32 protein-coding genes and 1 pseudogene are annotated in these 24,409 nt (G+C 46.0%); 24 read left to right on the forward strand and 9 right to left on the reverse strand.

What is annotated here, in order from left to right:
- Positions 1-11: 11 nt before the first annotated feature.
- Both IEV98_RS20420 and dcm read right to left on the reverse strand, forming a co-directional pair.
- Positions 12-1,445: a MutH/Sau3AI family endonuclease gene (locus IEV98_RS20420; protein ID WP_188507887.1), complete on the reverse strand. Its 1,434-nt coding sequence runs from the start codon at positions 1,443-1,445 to the stop codon at positions 12-14.
- 59 nt (positions 1,446-1,504) lie between these two features.
- Positions 1,505-2,737, reverse strand: coding sequence for a DNA (cytosine-5-)-methyltransferase (gene dcm / locus IEV98_RS20425; protein WP_229738879.1), 1,233 nt, complete (start codon positions 2,735-2,737; stop codon positions 1,505-1,507).
- Between the two features lie 158 nt (positions 2,738-2,895).
- On the opposite strand from dcm, the gene IEV98_RS20430 reads away from it, so the two are divergent.
- Entirely contained in the window at positions 2,896-3,168 is a 273-nt protein-coding gene (locus IEV98_RS20430) for a hypothetical protein (RefSeq protein ID WP_188507888.1), read from the forward strand.
- 33 nt (positions 3,169-3,201) lie between these two features.
- On the opposite strand, the gene IEV98_RS20435 is transcribed toward IEV98_RS20430, so the two are convergent.
- From IEV98_RS20435 to IEV98_RS20445, 3 genes are all read right to left on the reverse strand, one after another.
- Positions 3,202-3,651, reverse strand: a complete 450-nt coding sequence (locus IEV98_RS20435) for a very short patch repair endonuclease (protein WP_188507889.1) — start codon at positions 3,649-3,651, stop codon at positions 3,202-3,204.
- 23 nt (positions 3,652-3,674) lie between these two features.
- The gene (locus IEV98_RS20440; RefSeq protein ID WP_188507890.1) at positions 3,675-4,091 is read right to left on the reverse strand and encodes a DUF3037 domain-containing protein; all 417 of its coding nucleotides are present in this window, start codon (positions 4,089-4,091) and stop codon (positions 3,675-3,677) included.
- Positions 4,092-4,197: 106 nt separating this feature from the next.
- Complete coding sequence (locus tag IEV98_RS20445) at positions 4,198-4,533, reverse strand: hypothetical protein (protein WP_188507891.1); 336 nt, start codon at positions 4,531-4,533, stop codon at positions 4,198-4,200.
- 156 nt (positions 4,534-4,689) lie between these two features.
- On the opposite strand from IEV98_RS20445, the gene IEV98_RS20450 reads away from it, so the two are divergent.
- From IEV98_RS20450 to IEV98_RS20475, 7 genes are all read left to right on the forward strand, one after another.
- Positions 4,690-5,067, forward strand: a complete 378-nt coding sequence (locus IEV98_RS20450) for a hypothetical protein (protein WP_188507892.1) — start codon at positions 4,690-4,692, stop codon at positions 5,065-5,067.
- A gap of 18 nt (positions 5,068-5,085) precedes the next feature.
- The gene (locus IEV98_RS20455) at positions 5,086-5,775 is read left to right on the forward strand and encodes a KilA-N domain-containing protein (RefSeq protein ID WP_229738880.1); all 690 of its coding nucleotides are present in this window, start codon (positions 5,086-5,088) and stop codon (positions 5,773-5,775) included.
- Between the two features lie 2 nt (positions 5,776-5,777).
- Positions 5,778-5,918, forward strand: coding sequence for a hypothetical protein (locus IEV98_RS24545; RefSeq protein WP_229738881.1), 141 nt, complete (start codon positions 5,778-5,780; stop codon positions 5,916-5,918).
- Between the two features lie 34 nt (positions 5,919-5,952).
- A complete protein-coding gene (locus IEV98_RS20460; protein WP_188507893.1) occupies positions 5,953-6,306 on the forward strand; it encodes an STAS-like domain-containing protein in 354 nt (117 codons plus the stop codon).
- Between the two features lie 455 nt (positions 6,307-6,761).
- Positions 6,762-7,250, forward strand: a complete 489-nt coding sequence (locus IEV98_RS20465; protein WP_188507894.1) for an ExbD/TolR family protein — start codon at positions 6,762-6,764, stop codon at positions 7,248-7,250.
- 322 nt (positions 7,251-7,572) lie between these two features.
- Complete coding sequence (gene dinD, locus IEV98_RS20470; RefSeq protein ID WP_188507895.1) at positions 7,573-8,418, forward strand: DNA damage-inducible protein D; 846 nt, start codon at positions 7,573-7,575, stop codon at positions 8,416-8,418.
- Positions 8,419-8,444: 26 nt separating this feature from the next.
- Positions 8,445-8,819, forward strand: a complete 375-nt coding sequence (locus tag IEV98_RS20475; protein ID WP_188507896.1) for a hypothetical protein — start codon at positions 8,445-8,447, stop codon at positions 8,817-8,819.
- A gap of 124 nt (positions 8,820-8,943) precedes the next feature.
- Here the strand turns inward: IEV98_RS20475 and IEV98_RS20480 are convergent, their stop codons facing one another.
- Positions 8,944-9,981 carry a PDDEXK nuclease domain-containing protein gene (locus IEV98_RS20480; RefSeq protein WP_188507897.1) on the reverse strand — a complete coding sequence of 346 codons (1,038 nt, stop codon included), beginning with the start codon at positions 9,979-9,981 and terminating at the stop codon, positions 8,944-8,946.
- Between the two features lie 472 nt (positions 9,982-10,453).
- On the opposite strand from IEV98_RS20480, the pseudogene IEV98_RS20485 reads away from it, so the two are divergent.
- The 9 genes and pseudogenes from IEV98_RS20485 to IEV98_RS20525 all read left to right on the forward strand — a co-directional run.
- Positions 10,454-10,597: pseudogene (locus IEV98_RS20485) on the forward strand (ExbD/TolR family protein); the annotation flags it as partial.
- 62 nt (positions 10,598-10,659) lie between these two features.
- Positions 10,660-10,896, forward strand: coding sequence for a DUF1016 N-terminal domain-containing protein (locus tag IEV98_RS20490; RefSeq protein WP_188507898.1), 237 nt, complete (start codon positions 10,660-10,662; stop codon positions 10,894-10,896).
- Between the two features lie 323 nt (positions 10,897-11,219).
- The gene (locus IEV98_RS20495; protein ID WP_188507899.1) at positions 11,220-12,224 is read left to right on the forward strand and encodes an aldo/keto reductase; all 1,005 of its coding nucleotides are present in this window, start codon (positions 11,220-11,222) and stop codon (positions 12,222-12,224) included.
- Positions 12,224-13,120, forward strand: coding sequence for a helix-turn-helix domain-containing protein (locus IEV98_RS20500; RefSeq protein ID WP_188507900.1), 897 nt, complete (start codon positions 12,224-12,226; stop codon positions 13,118-13,120). Before IEV98_RS20495 ends, IEV98_RS20500 begins: the two co-directional genes overlap by 1 nt.
- Positions 13,121-13,330: 210 nt before the next feature.
- Positions 13,331-13,951: a DUF6563 family protein gene (locus tag IEV98_RS20505; protein WP_188507901.1), complete on the forward strand. Its 621-nt coding sequence runs from the start codon at positions 13,331-13,333 to the stop codon at positions 13,949-13,951.
- 476 nt (positions 13,952-14,427) lie between these two features.
- Positions 14,428-14,880, forward strand: a complete 453-nt coding sequence (locus IEV98_RS20510) for a hypothetical protein (RefSeq protein ID WP_188507902.1) — start codon at positions 14,428-14,430, stop codon at positions 14,878-14,880.
- Between the two features lie 30 nt (positions 14,881-14,910).
- Positions 14,911-15,105 (forward strand): DUF1016 N-terminal domain-containing protein, encoded by a 195-nt coding sequence (locus tag IEV98_RS24760; RefSeq protein ID WP_188507903.1) that lies wholly within the window; start codon positions 14,911-14,913, stop codon positions 15,103-15,105.
- Positions 15,054-15,233, forward strand: a complete 180-nt coding sequence (locus IEV98_RS20520) for a PDDEXK nuclease domain-containing protein (RefSeq protein ID WP_188507904.1) — start codon at positions 15,054-15,056, stop codon at positions 15,231-15,233. Before IEV98_RS24760 ends, IEV98_RS20520 begins: the two co-directional genes overlap by 52 nt.
- Positions 15,234-15,251: 18 nt before the next feature.
- Positions 15,252-15,734 (forward strand): GNAT family N-acetyltransferase, encoded by a 483-nt coding sequence (locus IEV98_RS20525; RefSeq protein WP_229738882.1) that lies wholly within the window; start codon positions 15,252-15,254, stop codon positions 15,732-15,734.
- A 399-nt stretch (positions 15,735-16,133) separates the two neighbouring features.
- Here IEV98_RS20525 and IEV98_RS20535 read toward each other — a convergent pair whose 3' ends face one another.
- Together IEV98_RS20535 and IEV98_RS20540 are read right to left on the reverse strand one after the other, a co-directional pair.
- Positions 16,134-16,685 carry a hypothetical protein gene (locus IEV98_RS20535; protein ID WP_188507905.1) on the reverse strand — a complete coding sequence of 184 codons (552 nt, stop codon included), beginning with the start codon at positions 16,683-16,685 and terminating at the stop codon, positions 16,134-16,136.
- Between the two features lie 331 nt (positions 16,686-17,016).
- Positions 17,017-17,391, reverse strand: a complete 375-nt coding sequence (locus tag IEV98_RS20540; RefSeq protein ID WP_188507906.1) for a hypothetical protein — start codon at positions 17,389-17,391, stop codon at positions 17,017-17,019.
- Between the two features lie 319 nt (positions 17,392-17,710).
- Here IEV98_RS20540 and IEV98_RS20545 point away from each other — a divergent pair, with 319 nt between their 5' ends.
- The 4 genes from IEV98_RS20545 (at position 17,711) to IEV98_RS20560 (ending at position 20,310) form a co-directional block, all read left to right on the forward strand.
- Positions 17,711-18,475 (forward strand): SDR family NAD(P)-dependent oxidoreductase, encoded by a 765-nt coding sequence (locus IEV98_RS20545; RefSeq protein ID WP_188507907.1) that lies wholly within the window; start codon positions 17,711-17,713, stop codon positions 18,473-18,475.
- Positions 18,476-18,493: 18 nt separating this feature from the next.
- Positions 18,494-19,408 carry a helix-turn-helix domain-containing protein gene (locus tag IEV98_RS20550; RefSeq protein ID WP_188507908.1) on the forward strand — a complete coding sequence of 305 codons (915 nt, stop codon included), beginning with the start codon at positions 18,494-18,496 and terminating at the stop codon, positions 19,406-19,408.
- 74 nt (positions 19,409-19,482) lie between these two features.
- Positions 19,483-19,872: a (deoxy)nucleoside triphosphate pyrophosphohydrolase gene (locus IEV98_RS20555; protein ID WP_188507909.1), complete on the forward strand. Its 390-nt coding sequence runs from the start codon at positions 19,483-19,485 to the stop codon at positions 19,870-19,872.
- Positions 19,873-19,980: 108 nt separating this feature from the next.
- Complete coding sequence (locus IEV98_RS20560) at positions 19,981-20,310, forward strand: hypothetical protein (protein ID WP_188507910.1); 330 nt, start codon at positions 19,981-19,983, stop codon at positions 20,308-20,310.
- A 13-nt stretch (positions 20,311-20,323) separates the two neighbouring features.
- On the opposite strand, the gene IEV98_RS20565 is transcribed toward IEV98_RS20560, so the two are convergent.
- Positions 20,324-20,674 (reverse strand): VOC family protein, encoded by a 351-nt coding sequence (locus tag IEV98_RS20565; protein ID WP_188507911.1) that lies wholly within the window; start codon positions 20,672-20,674, stop codon positions 20,324-20,326.
- A gap of 163 nt (positions 20,675-20,837) precedes the next feature.
- On the opposite strand from IEV98_RS20565, the gene IEV98_RS20570 reads away from it, so the two are divergent.
- From IEV98_RS20570 to IEV98_RS20580, 3 genes are all read left to right on the forward strand, one after another.
- The gene (locus IEV98_RS20570) at positions 20,838-21,986 is read left to right on the forward strand and encodes a glycoside hydrolase family 5 protein (RefSeq protein WP_188507912.1); all 1,149 of its coding nucleotides are present in this window, start codon (positions 20,838-20,840) and stop codon (positions 21,984-21,986) included.
- A gap of 78 nt (positions 21,987-22,064) precedes the next feature.
- Entirely contained in the window at positions 22,065-22,613 is a 549-nt protein-coding gene (locus IEV98_RS20575; RefSeq protein ID WP_188507913.1) for a hypothetical protein, read from the forward strand.
- 134 nt (positions 22,614-22,747) lie between these two features.
- Positions 22,748-24,322, forward strand: a complete 1,575-nt coding sequence (locus IEV98_RS20580) for a metallophosphoesterase family protein (RefSeq protein WP_188507914.1) — start codon at positions 22,748-22,750, stop codon at positions 24,320-24,322.
- Positions 24,323-24,409: the final 87 nt, after the last annotated feature.

Here is a 24,409-nt window from a genome sequence, read left to right on the forward strand (position 1 = left end):
TCTTCGATCAGTTAAATGCCTATAACTCTTCTAATATACGACGCGTTCAACCAATAACACTTTTTCTTTTCCATCCGGTCAGTCGGGGTTTCCATTAAATCGTGGGAATCTGTACCCTTGGGTCGTACATGGCAAATCATGTCATCGCTGATGCGGATGAAATGCGTGTAGTCATCTGCTTCGATTTTGGCCTTTGTGTCTTCCCAGAATTGACGGGCAACTTCCAAATCCTCCGGAGGCATGGTCCAGAACTTTACACTTTGAAGGCGTAACGTGTTGGTGGCATCACGTTTGAACACCACGAAAAAGAATCGCTTGGTAAGCGTATTGTACCAATAGGAATCTTCCCAAGTTTCGTGGATGATTTCCTTATATTGAATCTGTGCAAAGGACATGCTTTCCTTGAGTGTGCCACTACGCTCCAACCGGATGGTCTTCATCGCCACGTCGCCCTTTTCGAACTCTTCGATTTTTTTGTTGGAAACACCCATAACGGCTTTGGCGATGAGGTAATAACGGCTTTTGGCGGCGCTGTGCTCCAAACCGAGTGTTTGTACCAGCTCGTCTTCGGACATGCCGATATATGGCTGGAAGCGCGCGATGACCAATTCCTCAAAGGTCTGTCCAGGAGCGTAATCCTCAATTGACTTGACCACGGGCTCTACCTCACCAAGCCGGATGCGATCATAGCCGCCGGTGGAATCCGCAAAGCCATCGCCCTCCGCCAAAACGCGCTCATACTCCTTCTCGTCTATCGTGTTTTCGATACCCTGCCGGGTCTGCTCCACAATGAAATTGAGGTACTTCGATTTGAGCGAAAACGCCCGTTGCATGGCAGGTTCAGCGCTGAACGGCTGCTTGCGCAGGCTCTCTTTGTTGGCACCCTTGGTGCAGGCGCCAAGGTAAAGGGTATCGCCCTCGGAGAGTTCATGGGCGCGGCCTTGGCGAATTTTGGTGACGATTTTCTCCCAGTCGTCTTTGATAATCTTTAGGTCTGTGACCGGAAAGCGCCATAACCGAATAATCTCGAAAACGTAATCGACGTTGAGCACACCTGCCTCATGTAAGTAGAATAAGAGTAGCAAATGCTGGTTCTTTCGCCAGAAACTGCTCGTGCGGAAGACATGCTCGTACTCTTCTTCATAATTGATGATGTTGAATACTAGGCGCTCCTTAGATACCATGCCCCTGCCGATTTTTTTGAGCGGTGTAGTCTTGAGCTCTACTCCGGCTTTTGGGAAGTCAGGCTCGGCTTTGGAGTTGGGTTCGTACAGAAAATACAGCTTCTCGACGAGCTGGCCAAAATCTCCCTTGCCCTTCATCGCTGCCGCGGCTTGCTCTGCATCATCACCCAAAACCTGGCGCAGGCTCTTCTTGAGTAACCCTTGGGCATACCGATGGATAGATTGCGGGTCTGCTGGATTGTACGGAAGGGGTGGTGCCATAAGCCTGTCGGTTCAAAAACTGCTTAATAGCCAAAATAAACGAAAAAATTTGATAAATACTAACGGATACGTCGTGAAAGTTCTCTGCTGATTTTTTCGATGATGCCAACCACCAATGCATTGCCCATGAAGAACGCCCGCTGTGAGTCAGATGCTCCAGCAGTATGGTTGTCAGGAAACATGTTGAGTCGTTCGAGTTCCAACGGGGTGAGGCGGCGTAGGCGACCATCTGCCGTCTTGATGACGTGCTTGAAACGTGAAGGCGACGGCCCTCCCTCACCGGTGATGATGGTGCGCGAGGGTTTATCCAATGGGTCAGGAAAAATCATGGCTCCTTCGTTGTAATGATATTCGAAGCCATTCGTTTTATTGACGCGTTTTTCTTTCTTGGCGCCCTTTAGGTAATTCCATTTATCGAGTTCTTCCTCGGGAATGTAATAGTTTGGAGGCACAGCTCCATTGAGAAGGATTTTGTTGCCAAGGGTCTCGTAGGGGCCATCGTACTGTGGCGTGGAGTCGATGGTATATACGCACCGGCCGATGATGACGCCGCTATTGTGAAATGGTGCCCGCGCGGGATGATTTGCATTGAACTCCTGGGTGATGGTCTCCAATGTGCCTTCTATTTCGAATGTGCGTACTGATTCGGTACTGCCTTCCACCGGAAATGCATTTGCGATGATACCCTGCTCCAATATCCAGTCGGCTGGATTTTCCAACGCGCTTACCTCCTGGTGAAGATGGGTGTCTTGGTGGTATGCGAGGATAAATGTTCGGCGCCGGCGCTGCGGCATGCCGTAATCCGCGGCATTGATAACACGCCACTCGACTATGTAACCCAAGTCTGCTAGCGATGCAAGCATGATGGCAAAGTCGCGACCGCGTTGTCTTGCGGGTGATTTGAGCAAGCGGTCCACATTTTCGAGGAATACATAGCGGGGCGGATTGGGCTTTTCAGCAAGAATACGGTGGATTTCCCACCAGAGCACCCCCTTTTTGCCTTGGATGCCGCCCGAACGGTTGAGGGTGCTAGCCACCGAGTAATCCTGGCATGGGAAACCGCCAACGAGCATGTCGTGGTCGGGGATATCTTGAGTAGGCACTTTGGCGATATCCATATTGCTGTGGTTTTCGGCGCCGAAGCGCAATGTATAGATATGCGAGGCCGGCTGCGCTTTAGTAGCCGGTTCCCATTGGTTGCTCCACACTACGCGGAAAAGCTCGCGATCGGCCTCTTCTAGGCCTACACGGAAGCCACCTACTCCTGCAAACAGTTCTACTACGTCCATCATTATCTAATCACGCTTTTGCAAAGTTAACATTTGGAAGAGATTTACCAACCTCTATCTTCTCCTTTAGGTGCAGCAAAAATGTAAAATTTATTTTGATTTATTGCTATTTTTTTTAGTATTTTTACATCATTATGTGGAGCACATTAATTATAGACCTGATGGCGCGACCAAACCATGAAGGACGCGACAGATATTCATTGATGACCTTGCCAGAGGATAGACTACTAACCGAAGTACGGGCGATGAGCCGGGAGCAATTGATTGACTGGCTAAGTTGGAACGACAGAAACGGCATTTATAGGGACGAAGATTCGTTGGCGGAATTTGGTAACCTCATGACAAAAGAAGAAGGAGAGGAAATCATGTTCAGGCAAATCATGTCTGAGCGTGATGGATGGGATGGAAGGATGGACAGTAAGCAGATTTATTGAAGCGTTAATCATTTTCCTGTATGATGATTGAAATCAATAGTCGGCTGGATAGGGTACACGCCCTTCCCCGGCCGTCTCGACGTAAAGCTGTATCTGATTGACGCACCTATTCAGGTTCTTTCGCACATCTTCACCCCAAAACCTGAACACGGTATAACCCAAGGCAATAAGTGCAGCATTGTTTTCCTTGTCGCGCTCGATGTTCCGTTCGATTTTAGATATCCAGAAATCACGGTTACTTTTGATGAGACCTTTGGTCTTTTCCCATTGGTGACCGTGCCAAAACTCCCCATCTACGAAGATGGCCAATCGGTATTTGCGGATGACGATATCGGGTCTGCCCGGAAAATCTTTGACGTGTGTACGGTAGCGAACCCCTTTTGCCCAGAGTGCCTTGCGCAATAGCAGCTCGGGCTTGGTATTCTTGGCCCGAATACGGCTCATGATATAGGAGCGCTGCGGTGTGGTGGGGAGATGGGGCATAAAGCAAAGGTAACCAACTTTGCTTAGTGTTGGAATACCGACAGATATTGGTTGTAAAGCTGGGCTTTGATGTGTTCGATATCGTCTGTATAAAGTACCGACGTACAGTATTGACCAAACTGTAGCGCAGAAGAATCTGCAGGCAGGAATTCGTTTTCAACGAACCGTTGAAAGGATTCATCGATTTTGCCTTTTGGAAACAATCCCGGATTAGCGTTAAATTCTTCCACTCGCTTGCTGAAAACACTGAAATAGCCCCGGATGGTCTTTTCGGGAATGATGTTGTAAGCAAACCGAAGGCGGTTTAAATTCTCGGGGTACAAAAAAGCGAGCTGTCTATGGGTTGGAAAATAGGCGATAAGGCCTATATTCATCACTTCGCCAAGTGCTTGGGAGTGGCGGTATTGCAATAGCGCATGGTTGTAAGTCTTCGCGTTCATGGTAGGGGGTACCCATGTAGAATGTTCCAGCGCCTCTTTTGACGCTGGGCGTTAAAAGTTCTCGTTTAACTAATATCGCCAAATCACTATTTACCGGCCCAAAATATTATTCTACAATGCGCCGATACAATTCTCGCGCACTATCAATGCCTATACCCCGAAATTTTGCTAATATCACCTCAATATCTTCCATGTTTCTCGGATGGTTGCTCATAATATAATATACGAGATCCTGAACGGTGACAATCCCCGCGATTTGCAAGGATTTTAACGTATTTTGGTGAATTCGGAATTGCGATAGTTTTTTAGCAAGTTTATGATCGTCTATTTCCAGTAAACTAATGAAGAAATCAGACGTTTCTACCCTTTTTTTACAGTTTAGCAGGTATCGGTATTTTTTATAGGGTATGGTTATTAATTCATCTCCATCAAATTGTTCCATACTCAGCTGTTATTTGGTTAGCGTTTTATAATTTATTGCTATTGCAATGGTTGTATTGGCCGAAACTGCAAATTACAAACTTGCTTTTAATTATCCAAAAATCAGCTGAATTCGTATTGCTCATCGGCAACCTGGATAAAGGAATAACGATAATTGATGGACAAGCAAGTGTGCAGGGATTGGTTTGTGTGCTCGATCGTAAAGGTAGGAAAGTTGATTAACTTTTCATTCCGAAGGGTGGTGTTCGACACTGGAAAACCGGGGGTTCGTCACAGGATTTGGGCGTCCGTCACAAAAAAGCCAGGTATATTAAAAATTTCACGTGGCGGGCAGTACTTTGCCAAAGTGGAGGAAAGTGGGAAGGAGGTGCGGTTTTTGAGCGGGGTTTTGGCGGCTAGGTGGGAGGTTGGTGAAAGATTTTACTTTTACAAGAGGTTAAAAGATACAGTTGTGGGAAAAGAAAATAAAGCTGCCAGAAGGGGTTTGCTAAAAATATTTGCATTTTGTTTGGTAAGATGTATCTTTGCTGTATAACCAAATAACAACCTACCCATGGCAAAGAGTAAGAAATTGGAAGTAAAAGGGACGGAGATAACAATATTCCAAGAGAGTACAAGTGATTTTATATCCTTGACAGATATCGCTAGATATCGGGATCCGGAGCGCAGCGACTACATTTTGCAGAACTGGATGAGGAATCGGAGTACCATTGAGTTTATTGGTCTTTGGGAATTATTCAACAATCCAGACTTTAATTCCATCGAATTCGATGGAATTAAAAATCACTCGGGATCAAACAGCTTTGCGCTTACCCCAAAGAGATGGATTGAAGCAACGAATGCTATCGGTATTTTCTCGAGGACCGGAAGGTATGGCGGTACGTTTGCACATAAAGATATCGCTTTTGAGTTTGCTACTTGGTTAAGTACGGAGTTCAAGTTTTATTTGATTAAGGAATTCCAAAGGCTGAAAGAAGATGAAAGTAGTAGACTGAATGCTGAATGGGACTTCCAGCGTACACTTGCCAAGGTAAACTACCACATCCATACGGATGCCATCAAAGAAAACCTGATCCCTGAGACATTATCAAAAGCACAGGTTTCTTTCGTTTATGCAAACGAAGCTGATGTGCTGAATATGGCCTTGTTTGGCAAGACAGCCAAGCAATGGCGTGATGATAATCCGGATAAGAAGGGCAACATTCGGGATTTGCATCTATCGAGCAACTGGTGGTATTATTAAACATGGAAAGTACAAACGCGCTGCTTATTCACCAGGGCTTGGCCCAATCAGAGCGCTTGATCCAATTGAACCGGATGGCAATTATGCAATTGCGTTCGCTGGTGGCGCATCGCAAATCGGTGGGAAAACTGAAGAATGGGTAGGACAATGACTGATAAGTAATAAAGGAACTATACGATGACACCTGAATTGAAGCTTATCAACCTATTGCCTGTTACACTGGACTCCCGCGAGGCAGCCACCCGGCTTGCTGATATGGTGAGGGAACACAGCGGTAACAAGCAGATAGCATTGGACTTTTCAGGCATCGAATTCATGTCGCGTTCGTTTGCGGACCAATTCCATAAAGAATTATACCTCCGTGACGAAGATGCTTTTGAGATTGTGATTAAAAATGCTGATGCTTTCATCATACGCATGCTGGATGCTGTATCCAAAACGCAGACTAAACGCAAGGCTGTAAAGAAGACCCACCAAGTAGCTTCATATAACGACTTGAAGCAAATGGAAAGCTTTTTGATGAGTTGGTAAATTCTCTGTATCGCCTGGGCTACGCTAACGCCTAAATATATGTTCCCTATGCCAAACCAATTATCAAGTTGGGGTAGGTATTTTGTCGACTGTGGCCCATTGATTACATGGATGGCTGAAAAAATGATTCTACGGATGTTGGTACGATTTCCGCATTTGGGGCACGTAGTCGGCCGGTCAGCGTAGGTATAGAACGTGTGAGGTTTTGAATCTGCTTCTTGTTGTTTCATAATAGGGATTGGTTTGTGTGCTCGATCGTAAAGGTAGTAAAGTTGCTTAACTTTTCATTCCGAACGGTGGTGCTCGACAAAGGAATACCGGGGGTTCAGCACAATAGTTGAACGTTCGTCACAAAAAAATCGATTTATTCTTACTATAAGCAATGTCCGGTGGTGTATGGAAACCAATCCGGTTTTTCATCCTATTGGTAGATACAAGTATAAACCTTAAATATCATGGCTGAATTGAACACCGGACGGAGGCTGCAACCCAGGGTTGACCTCGCCGCAATGGTAGACCTGGCATTTTTGCTGATTACCTTCTTTATGCTTACCACTACCCTCAACAAGGAGCAAGCGCTTGATGTGGCGATGCCAGATAGCACGGACTCCACTGACTTCGCTCCGCTGGCAGACAACCGCACCGTTACACTGTTGCTGGGAGAGGATGGCCGTGTAGACTGGTATTGGGGTATGCTGGACAAACCGCTGGCAGGCCCGCACTCGACGGTAATGGGCAAAGATGGTATCCGGGAGGTGCTACTGCAGAAAAAAGACGAGGTGCCGAAACTGACCGATGACGGTAAGGGCCTTATCGTGGTGATACGGCCGAGTGCACGCGCGGCTTACGCCAGCTTGGTGGACGCATTGGACGAGATGCGGATCTGTGGCATCAACCAGTACATGATCGGCGAGATCAGCCCGGAAGAGGAGACCATGCTTTGAAGTGCGCTGCTCGGCACTGGAAAACCGGGGGGTCAGCACAGGATTTGGGTGTTCGTCACAAAAAACCCAGGTATATTAAAAAAATATCATATAGTAGGCTGTAATTCGCCAAAGTGGAGGAAAGTGGGAATGAAGTGCGGTTTTTGAACGGGGTTTTGGTAGTAAGGTGGAGGTTGGTGAGAGATTTTGCTTTTACGAGAGGTTAAAAGATACATTTGTGGGAAAAAGAGAATAAAATTTCGGAAAGGGTTTTGCTAAAAATATTTGCATTTTTGTTTTGCAAAATGTATCTTTGCCTTATAACCAACACGACAACCTGCTCATGGTAACACATTTACAAACGCAAAGCATTTTCGAACAAATTAAACAGGTTGATACTGACGGAAATGAGTTTTGGAAAGCAAGAACCTTAGCCAAGGTACTTGGATATCTGGAATATAGGAATTTTAAACCCGTCATTACCAAAGCCAAAGAAGCATGCAAAAATAGTAATCAAGACGTATTGGACCATTTCGTGCAATTCCACGAAATGGTCAAAATCGGCTCTGGCGCAATCAGAAAAGTCGAAGATATTAAGCTATCCCGCTATGCTTGCTACCTCATTGTCCAGAATGCAGACCCAAGCAAAGAAGTGGTTGCAGTGGGGCAGACCTACTTTGCAGTACAGACGCGCATACAGGAAATCCAGCAGATGGAAGCCTACAATAGGCTGGCAACTGAAGAAGAGAAGCGGCTGTTTCTGCGCAATGAGCTGAGCAGACACAATACCCAGCTTGCGGCAGCCGCCAAAAATGCGGGGGTTGTAGAGCCTGTGGATTATGCGATTTTCCAAAACCACGGATACAAAGGATTATACGGTGGATTGGATGCCAAAGCGATTCATGCACGAAAAGGACTGAAGAAAAGCCAACAGATTCTGGACCATATGGGCAGCACCGAGTTGGCGGCAAATCTTTTTCGCGCCACGCAGACGGAGGAGAAGCTGCGCCGGGAAAATACCAAAGGGAAGACCGCTGCCAACCAGACGCATTATGAAGTGGGCAAAACCGTACGCAAGACGATAAAGGAATTGGGAGGTACGATGCCAGAAGACCTCCCAACGGCAGATAGTATCAAAAAACTGGAAAAGGGGAAAGAAACTAAGAAGGTTAAGGGAAAAAAACCTTAATTAAACTGGCATATTCTCTGACAACTATGACAACCAAACTTTTCAACACGCATGCTGATTATTTAGTCTCTACTGGGTTGCTTGATTTAAACCCGGATAGTCCCCGCTTTACATCATTGCGGAACAATGAGCCGGATGAGGTATTTGATCCGTTTGAAACGATCTGCAAGGTATTCGAGGTCCGGAGTTTGGTGGCGTCAATCGTTATTCGTTTCAACAAATCGCTGAAAAGATTCATCGATTTTACTTTTTGGAAACAATACGGCGTTGGCGTTAAATTCTTCGACCCGCTCACTGAAAACACTGAAATAGCCCCGGATGGTCTTTTCGGGAATGATGTTGGCGTTTGGAGTGGCGGTATTGCAATAGCGCATGGTAGCAAGTCTTCGCGTTCATGGTAGGAGGTACCCATGTAGAATGCTCCAGCGCCTCTTTTGCCGCTGGGCGTCAAAAGTTCTCGTTCAACTAATATCGCCAAATCGGTACTCGCCGTGTTTCTTTAGCAATCATAAAGAAGTTATCCGTTTACTGGTTGGATGTTTCGTCGATTTCCCTGATTTCATGTTCCAAATCTTCGATTTGGGGAAGAACCGATTTAAGTTCTTGCGGTATCACACGGCTTAGTTCATAATCCGATATGCTGATGGCATTGTTATATCCCCTTAGTGCATATTCTGCAACTACCTCATCTTTTCCTTTGCAAAGAAGTAAGCCAATGGTGTCATTATCTGCCGAAGTCTTTAACTTGTCGTTCACCACATTGACATAAAAATTTAACTGGCTTGCGTCACCGGGTTCGAATGGACGTGCTTTAAGCTCAACGACGATCAATTGTTCTTCAATATCGCGTTCATCGGCTTTCTCTTTTGCCTGTACAAAGTCGAATATGTAAGGATCTTTGAGTATATAATTGGCAAAGTCCGTTTGTGGAGCAGGAAGCGTGTGCTCAAAGTTGTTTATTTTCCTCTTGGAAACCTGCCTTTCAAATAGATTACTTTCAATCTGCATCGCTAAAATATTCCGGCTGATTCCGTGCTCAATGGAATTGAGCATATACCAAAGTCGCTTTCCCAAATGAGGTTCTTTCTGGCGTAATATAATGTGGTGTGACCAACTGACCCGTGCAACTATGGAAGAAAGGAAAGTGTCTTCAGGCGTCGCTTCATTGGTGGTTTCCTGAATGGTAAAATTCTCATTGTCAGCTTGTAGTAATTTCGCAACAGGTTGTTGCGAAATTGAGGAAGACCTAAGCTTTTCTTCAATCTGTTTGAAAAGTATAAGGGTTTGGACGGTGTAGTCTTCTGCAAACTGCTTCATATAAAGAAGATTTCTAGGAGACAACCCTTTGATGGCAGGAAACTCTTTTTTCAAATCTGCAGATAGTCGATCGATGATCTTGGCACCCCAACCTTCTTGTTGCTGGCTGATAAGGATAGACCGGCCTAATTGCCAATAAACGAGCAGCATCTGACTGTTGGCAGCGATAGCGATTTTAACCTGGCTGAGCTTTATTTTGTACTTTATATCACTTAGGAGTGATTTATACTGTTCTTCGTTAATCATGGTTCATGATATTTGGTTTTTAGATTGATACAAAGATATGACAATATGTTAAGCTAAAAAAATTAGATTTGAATCATGGTCCCCCGCACCGGAGGTTGATTCATTAGATGCGACAACCACCATTGGTATAAGGTCAAAGCCCGGCCATTATGTAGTGCTGGATATAGTTGGTCTATTGAATTTCCTCGGATTGTTATATTGCATAAATCTAATCCGTAAGGGGCTGAATGATCGGGAAGCCGAACTGGGATTGTTTGCTTCGTCAAAGGTTACCGACTTCATCACGATTTGGATACTGCCAATAGGCATCTGGTTTGTGCAACCACGGATACAGCGGGTTTTGAAAGCTTGGGGATGATTGTGATCGAGATGACCTAACCTTCTGGGTATAGTTCTACAAACTCCGGTGGCGTATGGAAACCAATCCGGTTTTTCATCCTATTGGTAGAGACAAGTATAAACCTTAAACATCATGGCTGAATTGAACACCGGACGGAGGCTGCAACCCAGGGTTGACCTCACCGCAATGGTAGACCTGGCATTTTTGCTGATTACCTTCTTTATGCTTACCACTACCCTCAATAAGGAGCAAGCGCTTGATGTGGCGATGCCAGACATCACGGACTATTTGTAATAAAATAAGGGTAGATTTTTACTTAGTTTGTAATAAAATAAACCATGGTGGGGATCGGAAAGGATATTTCTGAAAAAGAGTTCCCTGGCATAGGTGGTTTCTCTGTAGGGAACCTTTGGCTAATGGCCCAATTTTATAATGAGTATCAAACCAACTGGGAAAATACGTTGCCAGATGTTACAAAAAAGAACGCTACGTTAGCTATAAAAGACCATTACACTTTCCAGTTTCTAAACCTTTCGGACGAACATGGCGAAGACGTGCGCAGGTTTCTTTCCTGAATTGAAGCTGGAAAAATTCCTATATTTGTCTTAATTAGTCTTAAATCACCCAATGCAAAGATGGTTGACTTGATTTAATTCGAAAAATTCCCCTAAAAGTAAAGCGGTATGGAGAAAATTCCCAAATCTCCTGAGGTATTTATATGGCGATAAAATTGTTTCTCGTGATGGCTATTTTTTCACTTTTACTTCAAAAGAAATACCATAATCGGGCTATCGGTGGCGTGATGGGATAACGTGCATTTTGCATACGATATTCGGGGTTTTGCATACAAGGTCTTGGCGCATCTTAACGAATTTTGAATCGTTAAAAATATCGCATTATGGAAATTAGAAAAATAGCATTAGGAGACCAGGGTTTGGTTGTGCCGAATATCGGTTTGGGTTGTATGGGCATGACGGGTTTTGAAGATGGCCACATGTATGGCCCTGCAGATGAACAGGAAGCCATCGCTACCATCCACCGCTCGCTGGAACTGGGTGGGAATTTTTTGGATACGGCAGATTTGTATGGCCCCTTTAAAAATGAACAGCTTATCGCCAAAGCTATTGCGAATAAGCGCGACCAGTATATTATCGCAACCAAATTTGGCTGGGAGATTGATGATCACGATAAAGTGACCTGGGCAATCAACGGTAAAAGGGAATATGTAAAAAAGGCGGTGGAGCGCTCACTGAAAAATCTCAAAACGGATTTCATCGATTTATACTATATGCACCGGCTGGACAAGAATACACCTATTGAGGAAACCGTAGGCGCCATGAGTGAATTGGTTAAGGAAGGGAAAATCGGTTATATTGGTCTATCGGAGGTATCATCAGAAACCGTAAAACGGGCACATGCCGTGCACCCGGTAACTGCCGTGCAAAGTGAATATTCCATATTTGAGCGTACGGTTGAAGAGCGCGGTGTTTTAAACACGTTAAAAGATCTGGGCGTAGGCTTTGTGGCTTATTCACCGCTCGGCCGCGGGTTCTTATCTGGCCAAATCAAAAGTATAGACGACCTCCCCGAGAATGATTTTCGCAGAGCAATTCCGCGCTTTCAGGAAACGCATTTTTACAAGAATATCGAATTGGTAAAAGCGATTGAGGCATTAGCGGCAGAAAAGGATGTGACATCTTCTCAACTTGCCCTGGCATGGATCATCAGTAAAGGTATTGTGCCGATACCCGGAACAAAACGCCGTCGATACCTGGAGCAAAATCTGGAGGCCACGCTGATCGAGTTAAATGAATCGGATTTGTTGCGACTGGAAAGCATTGTGCCACTTGGTACCGATACGGGTAAGCCTTATGATGAATTTAGTATGGGTTTGATTGACTAATGAACGCTATTAAATCAATTTCTCAGTTTCACCGACTTTTGTCGCTTCCCGAGCCCCTGCATCCGTTAGTCAGTGTCATCAATCTGGATCATTGCATTTTTCTGGATGATGAAATCTGGAAAGGATTTGTGAACCGCTTTTATTGTGTGGCATTAAAAAGGGAAGCCACCGGCAAAATCAGATACGGACAGCAGCATTATGATTACGATAAGGGTGTGCTGAGTTTTACTGCCCCTAACCAGGTGCAGCACCTCGATTTGCAAGCCACGGAATGTGGTTCAGGCTATTTACTGATTTTTCATCCCGATTTTTTATTGAAACACAGCCTGGCCACCAGCATCCATCAATATGGTTTTTTCTCTTATTCCGTAAACGAGGCTTTACATTTATCGGCAGAAGAAGAGGAAAATCTTGTGGCCATTCTGGACAAAATCGACAAAGAGTGTATGCACATCGACAGGCATACGCAAAAAATTATTCTCTCACAGATTGAACTGCTGTTGGACTACTCAAACCGTTTTTACGAACGCCAGTTTATTACGCGTAAAAACAACAATCATCAATTGTTAGCAAAATTTCATCAGCTGGTTGATGATTATTTTAGCGGGAAGCAAACAGAAACCCGCGGCTTGCTGACTGTGCAGCACATCGCAGAGCTGATGAATCTTTCTCCCAACTACCTGAGTGATTTACTCCGGGTACATACGGGCCAGAATACACAACAACATATTCACGAGAAATTAATAGATCAGGCTAAAGAAAGATTGGCAACTACCAATTTATCGGTGAGTGAAATTGCTTATGCGCTGGGTTTTGAACACGCGCAATCGTTCAGTACGCTTTTTAAGAAAAAAACGAACATGTCTCCAATTGCGTTTCGGCAGGCTTTTAATTAAAGTGCGAATTGCCCATCCCGGCGATATTACCTCACAGAAGCTACTGAACAAACCGGGCGGTGCGAACCTGGGAACGAAATATCGACACCTTATGTTACCAACGGCTCCCTTCGTGGCAATGAGCAAGCTGTTAAGGACTTTGACGGTATGTCTGCGGGGTTGCCAAATGTCGTTTGAGAATCCTACATTTGGCGAATAGACCGTAAAATTATGAAACACATCCTATTTGCATTGATAAGCTGCTTGGCTAGCACAACCTCCTTTGGCCAAACCGGTAACGACACAATGGAAAACCTTCGCTTAAAGCGGGGCATCTACTTTTCGTTTCGGGAAATTGTGGAGAACAACCCATCTTATACCGACACCGTATCGGTTAAAGAACGAACTGATGGGCACATCGCTATGTGGGGTGGCGGAAAATACACCTTTGAATTGGCTGATGCGGCTAAGCATGAGGTTAAACCATTCAAACGCGCGCTTGTAGGCGTATCTGACGGTGAAACCTTTTACATTTCCGACCGGCATACCATTGGAGGCTGGCAGGGTTTGACCAAATGCTTACTTACTGGTCCGTATCTGGTTGCGCCTATACGGGCATCTGCCTCAGCATATACCGGTGGGGGGTTAATCCCGGCGATGATAAAAGTGGGTGAAGGTTTTGTGATAAACGTAAACGCCGGCACCTCGGCGAAGCTGACCGAAAAATACCTGAAGGGCTTGATGTCGAAACACCCCGAAATCGCTGACCGGTATGCGGAAGCGGAGAATCTGATGGATGCTGCACTGGAAATAATTGATGAAATAAATCGTGTAGAGCAGGGTAGCAGGTAGCCCCTTTTGCAATCTTTTTCCTCTTTATGTATATCTGGTAGTTTTTATAGCTGGCGGTTGATGGGGGTATCCTTGCCTGTATGCGGCTCATGAGCTTATGACGATAATTAGCTTAAGTGGAGGAAAGTTCGCTGGTGCGACACAGCAACGCTAATCATTCCGAACGGTGGTGTTTGACACTGGAAAACCGGGGGGTTCAGCACAGGATTTGGGCGTTCGTCACAAAAAATCCAGGTATATTAAAATATCACATAGCGGGCAGTACTTTGCCAAAGTGGAGGAAAGTGGGAATGAAGTGCGGTTTTTGGGCGGGATTTTTTCCCCTTGTTCCAGATCACGTACAAATTCAATCCCCACTCCTTGGAAGTTTGTACTGCCTTTTGTAGCTTTATTTCTAATTCCTTCTACTCAGTTTTTTTCTTTTTCCAAGAGTTGAGATATTTAGAGAAAAACAAGTTGAACTAAAAATAGTATTTATGATGCCGCACATCAAGTATTCTGTAATTCCTTTATTGGTATTGATGTCTTTTTCATGCCAACAAACGACGAAACCATCCCAAAAAAGTAAGCCGGAGAATCTTAAAAAAATCGAAGAAACAAGCAATAATTTTGGGTTTTATAAAAGCTTTGGATTTTGTAATAGTAAGGTAGGATATTTTTCACAGCAGGAAGCGGATGATTTATATGCTGATAAAATCATAAAAATTGATAAAAAGAATGAAATAGAATCTGATGCATTTTCAGCTTTTGACGAGGAGCAATGGAAATGTATAAAGGAGAATTTAAATCTGAAAAACGACACGAGTGTTAAAATAATTAATACTAACGACGATTTCCCGTTTGAAAAGTTGGTGTTGATAGACGACAACTATATAGTTGTTTCTCGTGATGGCTATTTTTTCACTTTTACTTCGAAAGAAACACTATGATGAGGTTGCCGGTGGCATCAAGAGGATAGCGTGCGGACTTTTCCGGATGAAGGTCAAATTCAGCAGACGCTGTCTGCTAAATTGAGCTGGTCTCATTTTCAGCTCATCATGAGAGTCTCCGATCCGAAGGCCCGGCAATATTACCTTAAAGAAGCTGGTGAACAAAACTGGGCATGCTGCTATGTACAGAAACAGACAGGACGATCGCCAAGTATTCGGTACTAAATGAAAGTAAGCAATTGTTTGCTAGCAAATATTTACCGTATCTGCCTACGGAAGAGGAGCTAGCGGCCGAAATTGAACGGGAAAAGCAGGTGTTTAGGGAGCAGGCAGAGGGGTACTTTGCTGTATAACCAAACAGCAATCTTCTCATGGGAAAAAGTTTACGCATTAACGTGAAGTTGCGAATGACGATTGAAATTAAAAAACTGGAAGTAAGTGATCTGGAATTATTTTCAAGCATGGTCAGATTATTCGAGGATGTGTTTGAAATGAAGGATTTCGAAATGCCTAGTGCTTCACATCTTCAGCACACCCTTCGGAATGAAGGTTTTATGGCATTTGTCGCGACATCGGAAGGTGAGGTTGTTGGGGGCATGACGGTGTATACGCTCGCGCAGTACTATGCAGAAAAGAAGTTGGCTTACATTTATGACCTGGCGGTTTTGGGTAAATACCAGCGGCGGGGGATAGGAAGCAGGCTGATTGAGTTGCTGAAAAATTATTGCAGGGATAACGGCTATGAAGAAATCTTTGTGCAAGCCGATACCGTAGACGATTATGCACTTAGGTTTTACCGCGCTACGGGTATCAATGAGGAAGAAGACGTGCGGCACTTTTATTATACGCTCTGATTCCGTTGATGCTTTTCATTCCGAACGGTGGTGTTCGACACAGGAAAACCGGGGGTTAAGCACAATAGTTGAACGTTCGTCACAAAAAAGCCGGTATATTAAAAATATCACATAGCAGGCAGTAACGCGCCAAAGTGGAGGAAATTGGAAATGAAGTACGGTTTTTGAGCCAGTTATTTGGTAAGACTCAATAGTCATAGACCTCAAACATGAATTTCCGGAAATGAATGGTTTTTCGCGAAACTTGTATGCCATGAAGCAGAGGTATGAATTCTATAGGCAGCACTTCGAATTTGTGCCACAATAATTGCTACCTCATTAAAGTTATAATATTTTTGGATTTAAATCCCGGATTATTATAACGTGTAAATACCAACGGTATTCCGAACGCGGCTACCACTACACCCCAACGACGAACGTGTAAAACGTCTTAACCATAACGGTTAAGGATTTAGTCGTACCTCTCCTTGGTTTGACATGTAGCGTATAATCAAACTTTTTCTTCATGATATACGGTTTCAGATCTACCGCCCCGTCTGTTACCGGAATGGATAGCGACGTTTCGTATACATCCGGATTGTTGGCAATCTCCGCGATAACCTTATCGCCAACACCATCGGCTCCGACCGCCACCCGGATAGTTTCCAGGTTCTGGAGGTTGTTGTCTTCGTCTGCACCCGCCACTTCGATGGTAATGCCGGTGAGATTAATCTCCCTCACATTATTGGCACTGACCAACGGGGCATTTTGCTGGATGATCGCATCCAGATCCATCGCTACCTCCTGGGTCACTTCAATGCCCTCGCCAACAATCGGTACCGCTGGCATGGTGAAGGTAAGAGGCGCTGCTTCATAGTCAAAATCTGCTTTCAGATTTTCTTTGATTTTGCTGCAAGAAGTTAAAAAGCCTACTGCGAAAATCAAAACTAAAACTGGGTGAATCGTTTTCATACGAATGATTATAAATTTTGTCGTAGCGTGAGTTATTCATCAGAACGCTTATAGTGTTTAACCAAAACGGATGCCAAAATATATGTGAAAGAATGTTTGCCGTTTTCCCGAAAGGATCCGTCACATAGAACCTTCTGACCCCCCAAGGCTCATTTGCTGGGCCATAGGTAATAGGGAGTATATGATCGGCGAGATCAGCCCGGAAGAAGAGGCATGCTTTGAAATGCGCTGTTCGACATGGGATAACCCGGGGGGCCGTCACAACATATGAGCGTTCGTCACAAAATTATTTTAGGGCGGGGGGTGAATGGAAGTGTTTTTTTGCCCACACTTAATCGGGGTGTTCCGCTAAAACAAATACACCGACATACCAACGCATATGTGCAAGGCAGGGGTGTAATTCTTCCGGCGGAAATTGCCCGATCTTCAGTATAACGGTTTGCCCTTCACGGTAATTTTCCGTTAGATTAACCGCCGACGCAACCCGATTCTCGCGGTATTCTTCAGTGAATTCGACATCAATCAACCGCGCTAGCCGATCAATATCCTTTTTCTCAAAACGGACCAAAGATCCGCCCGGACAGCCATCAGACGGGCCCAGATAGGTAGTACGGAAAACATCTTCGCCCAAATGCTCGGCTTTATCGCACGCTTGAAATGTGAAGAATAGCAATAGGACGGCTAAGGGAAACAAGTTGACTTTCATAATTGGCTATTTTGGTATGTAAAGATAAACGATATCAATTGACAGACGAAAAAGAATGACGAAGTGCTACTGGATTATATGCTAAAATTAAGCTGCAATAGGTACAACTTTCGGATGCGGAGATTATCACTTATATTTTCCGTATAATTTGCGGAGAATGTATATCGCCGGAAGAAAGTCAATTAAAGAAGCTTCGCCGCCACAATAAGATTATCAAGCCTGTCGCTTCCGCAAAAGTGACTACAACAATCATAGATTTGGCTACACTTATTTTATGAAGTTGCCGGAACTTTGTTTTCAATAAATTGAATAAGGAATCATGAACACAAAAAACAAAATCGCAGTCATAACAGGCGGAAGCCGTGGACTTGGAAAGAATATGGCTATCGCAATTGCCAAAAAAGGAATAGACGTGGTAATAACTTACAACAGCAACAAAGAAAAAGCCGAGGAAGTGGTTAGCGAAATCCAGTCGCTAGGACAAAACGCATTTGCCTTTCAGCTGGACACGAGAAAGGTAGGCACGTTTGATGCTTTTATCGAAGCGGTAACCGACCACCTACAAGAAAAAACAGGTAGTCCGAATTTTGACTTCCTCATCAACAATGCAGGAACGGCGCTGTATGCCCCCATTACCGAGGTTACCGAGAACCAAGTGGAGGAGATGTTTGACATACATTATAAAGGGATGTTTTTCTTAACGCAAAAAGCGTTGCCGTTCATCAACGCCGGCGGGGGAGTTATTAACGTTTCATCCGGATTGACCCGGTTTACCTTGCCGGGCTCTTCCGTATACGCTTCTGTCAAAACTGCCGTGGAAACCTTTACACGCTATCTGGCCAAGGAATTGGGCGAACGAAGAATCCGGGCCAACGTAGTCGCTCCCGGAGCAATTGAAACTGACTTCGGCGGCGGAAGAACGCGTGATAATAAGGACATCAACGCGATGATTGCGGGAAATACCGCACTTGGCAGGGTGGGTTTGCCCGATGACATCGGCGGTGTAGTAGCCTTTTTGTGTACCGAAGAGGCGTATTGGATCAATGCGCAACGCATTGAAGTTTCGGGCGGACAATCGCTGTGATTTTTTTACCTTAGTGGGATGAAGCCGTTAGCAATTAAAACCATCAGCGAATTTCATCAGCTGCACCGGCTGGCACCACCTGAGCATCCACTCATTAGCATAGTGGATTACGGCCAGGTGGCAGAGGCCAAAAGAAACAATCCGATGCCACCGCTGGTTGCTGAGTATTATTCGATCTCGGTAAAACGTGGGTTGAACGGAAAAATGCGCTATGGCCAGCAGGAATACGATTTTGATGAGGGCGTGATGTATTTTTTGGCTCCGAAGCAGGTATTGCATGCATCGCCGGCTCCGGATGAAAATTCCCATCCTTCGGGTTGGATTCTGTTGATTCATCCGGATTTTCTGTGGGGAACGTCACTTGCCAAAGCCATCAAACAATACGAGTTTTTCGATTATTCGGTAAGCGAGGCGTTATTTCTTTCGGAAAAGGAGGAAGCGACCCTCAATGGGATAATTGCCAACATTAAACAGGAATATCACGCCAATATTGATAAATTCAGTCAGCGTATTATTATTTCGCAAATTGAAACCTTATTGAATTATTCGGAACGCTTTTATGAACGGCAATTCATTACCCGGAAAATAACGAATCACCAAGTTTTAAATCGTTTGGAAGATTTGCTGGATGATTATTTTAACAGTCATGATCTCATGTTAAAAGGAGCACCAACGGTCCATTTTGTGGCAGATGAATTGAATGTGTCGCCTAATTATTTAAGTGGTTTATTAAAAGTGCTAACCGGGCAAAGTACCCAGCAGCATATCCACGAAAAGTTGATCGAAAAAGCGAAAGAAATATTATCAACGACCAATTTATCGGTTAGTGAAATCGCTTATGAACTCGGCTTTGAACACTCGCAATCGTTCAGCAAACTGTTTAAAGCAAAAACCAATCAATCGCCTTTGGAATTCCGGCAGGCGTTTAATTAAAAAAGTTGACTGAGACCCGACAGGGCGGATAGGAAGGAATGCAAATGTACCTTTAACCAAACTTCACAATCGCTATGCTCATCGTTACCTGTGCAGTCATCATCCAGCACGGCAAAATACTGATCTGCCAGCGCAGCAGCACTATGGACTTGCCACTGAAATGGGAGTTTCCGGGAGGCAAGGTGGAGCCTGGGGAAGATGACGCACTGACCATCGTGCGTGAGATAACCGAGGAGCTGCATTTGGAGATTGAAGTGGTAAGACGGCTCCAACCGGTGGAACACGATTACCCGGCCTTTCGGATTCGATTGGTGCCTTTTGTGGCCCGCGTGATCGGCGGCCAACTACGGCTGGAAGAACACGCGGATGCCAGGTGGGTAACCGTAGATGAGCTGGCCGGATACGACTGGGCGCCGGCGGATGTGCCGATTGTGGAGGAGGTGAAAGGAGCAATTCGGTTTTAACATATAAGGCACTGCCTTTATCTGTCTCTCGTTCAATGCGAGTGTCTATTCCAATTTACAGCGGTGCAGACATTTTCACACGTAGAAATGGGTATTTATAAAATCCGTATGATAAGGAAATTTGCTACCTTTAACCATGAACCAACGAATATGAAAAGGGCTTCCGGCATTTTGGCTTATTTATCGCTGTTGCTCAACATTGCTTACCTATCGCTTTGGATAGGTGTATTTAATGCTTATGAAGGTAGACCTTTTGAGGAGGTAAAGGCTAAATTTGAATCTTTTATGCCGTTTTCGCACGGGTGGACGGTATTCCTCCTTATATTGCTCTCGGTTTTTTCGTTGATTATCTTGGCGCGGAAGCCAGCCGTACTCCCCAAAATACTGGCAGTTTTGCAATCCTTTTTCGTGTTTATGTATATTTGGCAGTTTTTATAGCCATAGGTAAGTATTACCTATGCGAAAGGATATTTACCGTTTTGCCGAAAGGATCCTTTACATAGAATCTTCTGACTCCCCAGGGTTCGTTTGCTGGGCCATAGATAATCGGAAATCCCGCATCTTTCATTTTACCGTGTATTTCACCAACGTCATCAACCTCTATGGAAATATCAGGAACCGGCGTACCAGACCCGCCTTGGGTAGCGAAGCTGATTTGGACCTGCATCTTGTTGTCCGTACCGTAAGTGCGGATCCACGTCTGATCCATCAGTACCTCCAACCCGAGGATTTCGCCATAGAAAAGCTGCGCTGCTTCGATGTTTGCCGTTGCCGTGTTTACAACAATTCTTCGTACCGCCATGGCGCAAAGATAATTAATGGATAAAATGCAGACAACACTGGTAGATAAAGCTGCATAGGCATAGGATTTGAAAATGGCACGATACTGATATCGGCTCGTGATTAGCCGTCAATTAATGACTATATTGGGGAAGTATAGAGTTAGTACCCAATAAAAAACTAAAATGCAGCGACGAGAAATGATAAAACATGCTGGGGCGCTGGCCTTGGGGCTGACGGGTTTGCCTTTGCTGCCAGGAGGGAAAATGCTGGCTGCCGCGCCAACCAATGCGCTTCCGCGATGGAAGGGATTTAATGTGCTGGACTTCTTTAACCCCGACCCGAAGCATCGGCGGCAGCACACCACGCAGGAACACTTCCGCTGGATGGCGGATTGGGGTTTCGACTTTGTACGTGTGCCGATGGCTTATCCCTATTATGTGCGTTTCGACCGGTCGAGGCCCATTATGCCACATGAAGTATACCAAATCGATGAACAGCAGGTGCAGCATGTGGTGGATTTGGTGGAGCATGCCAACCGTTGCGGCTTGCATGTGTGTTTAAACCTGCACCGGGCGCCCGGATTTTGTATAAATGCGGGATTTGAAGAACCTTACAACCTGTGGAAGGACCCCGAGGCCATGGAAGCGTTTGTATTCCATTGGGCATACTGGAGTAAACTCTTCCGTGCGAAAACACGCGATCAAATCAGTTTTGATTTGCTGAATGAACCTTGTTTGCGTGAGGACATGAACGATCAGTTTTCACAGCGCAGTGCCGTACCGAAAGAACGGTACCGCAGCTTGATTGTAAAAGGCTGCGAAACGATACGTGCATCCGATCCGGGCCACCTGGTCATCGCCGACGGCAATAACATCGGCAATGAGGTGATCGATAATATCCTGGATTTGGACGTGGGCCAAAGCTGTAGGGGATACGCACCGGGACTGGTATCCCATTACAAGGCGCCTTGGGTATTCGAGCATCCCGAGCACCTACCCGAAGTGACGTGGCCGAGCGTGGAAAACGGGCAGGTGCACGACAAGGCTTGGCTACGGGAGCAATTTGCGCCGTGGATAGCATTGGTGGAGCAAGGAGGGGGGGTGCATTGCGGGGAATGCGGTGCTTGGAAAGAAACGCCCCATCATGTTGCCTTGGCCTGGATGGACGATATGTTTTCCGTACTGACTGAACACGATATCGGATTTTCGCTTTGGGAATTTGACGGAACGTTCGGCATCCTCAATTCGGAAAGGAAAGACGTGGCATATGAAGATTGGTATGGGCAAAAGCTGGACCGGAAAATGCTTGACCTATTGACGAAGTTTGTGTAAACACGTAGCACTACGGAAAACACGGATTGCGGTGTAGTACGGAGAAATACGCATTGGCCACACGCTACTTTTGTGGCGATGAAAACACTGCTATTACTTTGTGCTGCTTTGCTAACAAGCGGAAAAACGACCCCCGAAGCAACCTTGCCCGCCGATGGCACCTATTTTTACGGTACGCTCAACGGAAAGAAGTTTACCGGCAGGCCGGGCGAATTTTACTACTGGTTTGCAGGCGAAGATTTGTTTCTGTCTTGTAATTTTTCGGAAAGCGAAATGTTCTATGCAGCGATAAACGGCATGGGGGCCAACGCCCGGACGGGTACGTTTGCCTGGTACGACGGATCTTCCTATGCAGGGCAGAAAGGTAAAGCCATCCTACAGCAGATCATTCACGGAGACTCCTATTTTCGCCCAGATACGTGGCGGAAAGTATGTGAAACCGGCGAGCATACGAAATATCAGGCATCCGAAGGCGGCATCACAATCTCCAAGATTGAAACGGCCAACGGTGAGACCTACCTCGAAGGCACGATGACAGCGACTTTGTGGGATAACCGGACTCGGTGCAATGCCGCGAAGACTGCCGACGTAACGATTTCCTTCCGCATCGCTGAATCCAAGCTGTAGCATCACAGGGTTCGAATGGCGCTCAATAGCGTTCTGGTACAACCGAGCTACTAGGCGTAACCGTTAGGTAGGCAAACCATAATATTGAGGTAACATGGGCATGCTATTTTTGCGAAAAAATAGACGAATCGCTCATGTACAGAAAGACAGTCATCTCACTCGTTTGCCTAGTTGCTTTTTCCGGCGCATGTTTTGGGCAGTTCAGGATATCGCCCTACCTGCTGCCTGCTGATAGCGCGGGCGCAGTACGGCTCACTTGGTTTACCGATGAGGAGGTACCGGGTAAACTGGCCGTGTGGGAACTGCATGCGGCAGATACCCAATATTACGCACCGGCATCGGTTCTTGTAAAGGCGCTGGACTACTCGGCGCTGGAAGAATCCGAACGGGATAGCTTTCCGGACATGTTTCGCAATGCCAACTGGAAGCACACGGTGGTATTGAAAGGCCTGAAGCCAAGGGCAACCTATGGATACCAGGTGATACAGGGTGCGGAGCGCTATACCAATGAGTTTGCCGTTGCACCGGAGAAGGGCCGGCGAGAACGCATCCGGTTTGTGGCATTTGCCGATAGTGAGACTGACCCGGAAGGCCGGCATACCAAGCGCCCGTGGACAGCAGGGAAACAGGCACCGGAGAGTTCTGGCCGGCCGCAGGGTCTGGATAACTACCTGCTCACCGAGACGGCCGGTTTCAAAGCAAACCTGAGGCAAATCAAGATGGAAAAGCCGGACTTTATCGTGCTACCGGGGGATATTGTGCAGGGAGGGGGCTACCAGCGTGCCTGGGACGAATTTTTCTTCCACACGGCGGGCAAATTCGATGATGTGCTTGGCCAGGCGCTGCTGCTGCCGGCGATCGGCAACTGGGAAAATTTCGGCGCGCGCAACGGCGGTTATGATCCGCAGGCGGTGTTTCAATCCAGGGCTAAGTACAAAGCCTACTTTTCGCTGCCTGGCAATGGACACCGAAGTTATCAAGACACCTATTACCGCGCCGACTATGGGCCGGTAACCGTTATTACGCTGGATTCATCCAACGGGTTGCCCGACAGTACGGACAACGATACCAACATCAACATCAGCGCATCGACCTATCCGGGCGATGACCTGCCCGACATCAGCCGCGGCTCTGAGCAATGGAAATGGGCAGAGGCACAGTTGAGGGATGCTCATGAGGCTGGTCAGTTGATCTTCGTGCAGTTCCACCACATCCCGTACTCCAGCGGTGGGCACATTTTGCCGCTGACCGCGGAAAAGAGCTCGGGGCAAGCGGGTGTGCCGATGCGCGCGTATACCCCGATGTTTAAAAAATACGACGTCGTGGCGGTAATCTGCGGGCACAACGAGTCGCTGGAGCATTCGCTGGTAGATGGTATCCACTTTTGGGATGTGGGCATCGCCGGCGATGGGCTCGGATATTCGCTTGACGACTTGGACCCGCGCCGTTTCAATAAATACCGGCAGTGGGTGGCCCACGTCGATGCGCCGGAAAACTGGCGCGGACGCCAACTCCTTTCGGGAGGCAAACATTACGGGCATCTGGTGGTAGACGTTGTGCCGAAAGGAACACAGGGCTATGAGGTAACCATGACCCCGCAGTATATTTTTCCGCTCACGGATGAGTCGGGGCAGGTGATTGCTACGGAAACGCGGATTTATGACCATGTAGTCACCACGTCGTTGCGGATACCGCCAGTACGCCAGTAATTTTTTAGCATGTTCTCCTAAAACAAACATAGGCTTAATATCTCCGTCACATTGCCTGTTTAGGTTTGCCGGCGAAATACAGAACGA

Source organism: Parapedobacter pyrenivorans, from assembly GCF_014636865.1.
Classification (GTDB): Bacteria; Bacteroidota; Bacteroidia; order Sphingobacteriales; family Sphingobacteriaceae; genus Parapedobacter; species Parapedobacter pyrenivorans.